The sequence below is a fragment of the Streptomyces sp. NPDC059900 genome (assembly GCF_050270335.1).
Lineage (GTDB): Bacteria > Actinomycetota > Actinomycetes > Streptomycetales > Streptomycetaceae > Streptomyces.
On record NZ_JBNNJZ010000843.1, the window covers coordinates 1 to 2,637 of the forward strand.

The 2,637-nt window shown below is 66.2% G+C and carries 3 protein-coding genes; 2 read left to right on the forward strand and 1 reads right to left on the reverse strand.

Going from position 1 to position 2,637, the window contains the following annotated elements:
• Positions 1-375: 375 nt before the first annotated feature.
• Entirely contained in the window at positions 376-1,017 is a 642-nt protein-coding gene (locus tag ACQKIP_RS44755; RefSeq protein WP_365853388.1) for a DNA-3-methyladenine glycosylase, read from the reverse strand.
• Positions 1,018-1,177: 160 nt separating this feature from the next.
• Between ACQKIP_RS44755 and ACQKIP_RS44760 the strand changes: the two genes are divergently transcribed.
• Together ACQKIP_RS44760 and ACQKIP_RS44765 are read left to right on the forward strand one after the other, a co-directional pair.
• Positions 1,178-1,960 (forward strand): sporulation protein, encoded by a 783-nt coding sequence (locus ACQKIP_RS44760; RefSeq protein ID WP_365853386.1) that lies wholly within the window; start codon positions 1,178-1,180, stop codon positions 1,958-1,960.
• A 60-nt stretch (positions 1,961-2,020) separates the two neighbouring features.
• Entirely contained in the window at positions 2,021-2,560 is a 540-nt protein-coding gene (locus ACQKIP_RS44765) for a YbhB/YbcL family Raf kinase inhibitor-like protein (protein WP_365853384.1), read from the forward strand.
• Positions 2,561-2,637 lie beyond the last annotated feature (77 nt).

A 2,637-nucleotide genomic window follows, 5' to 3' on the forward strand; every position in this document is an offset into this window, starting at 1 on the left:
TTGGCACGCTGTTGAGTTCTCAAGGAACGGACGCTTCCTTTGTACTCACCCTCTCGGGCTTTCCTCCGGGCGCTTCCCTTCGGTATTTCGTGTTTCCAACCCTACCAGATCCGTTTTCCGTTCCGTTCCCGGTTCGGATTTCATTTCCGGTGGCCGTTGGAGGGCCTTTGCCTTTCGGCGTGTTCACTACGTTAGCGGATTCCCTCTGCAACTCATAATCGAGTTCCGCGAGTTCGAATTCCGGCATGCGAGCATGCGAAATGCGCCCCCGCTGAGGGGAAGTCGTAGGTAGTGGTTGGCCGCTTCCAGCTGCTGGCAGATTGCCGTCACCGGGTCAAGCGGCTCGGGCTACATTACGGTCCGCTCAAGGCCGCGTCAAGTTCGGCGGCGACGGGGCGCATGCGCCCGATAGGGGCTGACCGTCGGGTCGTTGAGGGTCCAGAAGCGCCAGGGGTGGACGGCGCCCTCGCCGCCGACTCCGGTGCGCGGGCCGTTGCTGACCTGCCCGGGGTCGGCAGGGGTGCCCGTAAGGAGGGTGAGGGGCGCGTCCCCTCCCGTACAGAGGTCGATGCCGTTCTGGCTGCGGTCCACGTCAAGGGCCGTGGCCAGGCGTGCGGGGCCCTTGGCCAGTTCCCTGTCGTTGCGGGCCGAGAGCCGGCGCTTGCGGGCGATCTCCGCGCCCGTCGTGATCTCCCCCGCCCTGAGCAGGACCCCGCTCGCCATGCCTTCCGGTCCGCACACCACGTTGAGGCAGTGCCACATGCCGTAGGTGAAGTAGACGTACGCGTGTCCGGGCGGACCGAACATCACGCTGTTGCGGGCGGTCGGGCCGCGATAGGCGTGTGATCCGGGATCGGCCTCGCCCGCGTACGCCTCCACCTCTGTGAGGCGCAGCTCGATCGGACCCTCCGGGGAGTTGCGCACCAGGACTCGGCCCAGGAGATCCGGGGCCACATCAAGGACAGGGCGCTCGAAGAAGTCGTGCGTGAGGGGCGTACGGTCAGGGGCCTTGATCATGCCGTCCGAGCCTACTGGAGACGGTCCGGCCCGGTGGGTGGCCACGGGCGGGGCGGATTTCCAGGGTGATGGCGCGGAACCGGACGCGGGTTCATCGCGTTTGTATCGATCAAGGATTCAAGTCGAGTCGAACCACAGGCAGGGCCTGGGGAGGAGAGTCATGGGGTTCAAGAAGCTGCTTGCGAGCCTGGGTGCCGGTGGTGCTTCCGTGGAGACGGTGCTGACCGAGGTCAACGTCGTACCCGGTGGTGTCGTCCAGGGTGAGGTGCGCATCCAGGGCGGATCCGTCGACCAGGAGATCGAGGGGCTGTCCGTCGGTCTGCAGGCGCGGGTCGAGGTCGAGGGCCAGGACCAGGAGACGAAGCAGGACATCGAGTTCACCAAGCTGCGCCTCGGCGGGGCTTTCACGCTCCAGGCCGGCCAGGTGCACGCGGTGCCGTTCGGGCTCGAGATTCCCTGGGAGACGCCGGTCACCTCCATCGACGGGCAGCAGCTGCGCGGGATGAACATCGGTGTGACCACCGAGCTCGAGATCGCGCGTGCGGTGGACTCCGGTGACCTGGACCCGATCAACGTGCACCCGCTGCCGGCGCAGCAGGCCATCCTGGACGCCTTCATCCAGCTGGGCTTCCGCTTCAAGAGCGCCGACATGGAGCGCGGTCACATCCGCGGCACGCGGCAGAAGCTGCCGTTCTACCAGGAGATCGAGTTCTACCCGCCGCAGCAGTACCGCGGCCTCAACCAGGTCGAATTGAGCTTCGTGGCCGACGACCGCGAGATGGACGTCATCCTGGAGATGGACAAGAAGCCGGGGCTCTTCAGTGAGGGCAGCGACTCGTTCCGCTCCTTCAAGGTCGGGCTGCACGACTTCCAGGGCACGGACTGGGCGGCGTACCTCAACGAGTGGCTGTCCCAGGTCGGCAGCAAGCGCAACTGGTTCTAGGCTCGGAACGGAAGAGCTGTAGAGCTACCGCCGAGCAGGAACCAATCAGGAGGTGCCGACGTGACCGAGCTCAAGAGGCCGCCGCTTCCCCATGACTTCCATCCGCCCGTGCCGTCTTTCACGGTCGTGAGCGAGGACTTCGAGCCGGGTGCGGTCCTTAAGGACGCTCAGGTCCAGGCGGCCGGGAACACCTCGCCGCACCTGCGGTGGGAAGGCTTCCCGCCGGACACCAAGAGCTTCGCCGTGACGTGCTTCGACCCCGATGCCCCCACGGGCAGCGGATTCTGGCACTGGTCCGTCATCGACATCCCGGTGTCGGTGACCGAGCTGCCCACCGGTGCGGGCAGCGGCAAGTTCGAGGGACTGCCCGAGGGCGCGATCCAGGTGCGCAACGACTACGGGACGAAGGAATTCGGCGGCGCCGCGCCGCCGCCCGGCGACCCGGCGCACCGTTATGTGTTCACCGTGTACGCGGTGGACCAGGAGAAGCTCGGTCCGGACTCCGACGCTTCGCCCGCCGTCGTCGGATTCAATCTCCGGTTCCACACGCTCGGGCGTGCTCAGGTGCTCGCCGAATACGCGGCTCCCGCCGGTAGCTGAGCGTTCACGGAACGTTTGCCCGCCCCTGGTCATGGAAGTGATCAGGGGCGGGCATTTTTTATTGCGTTGTCCATCTC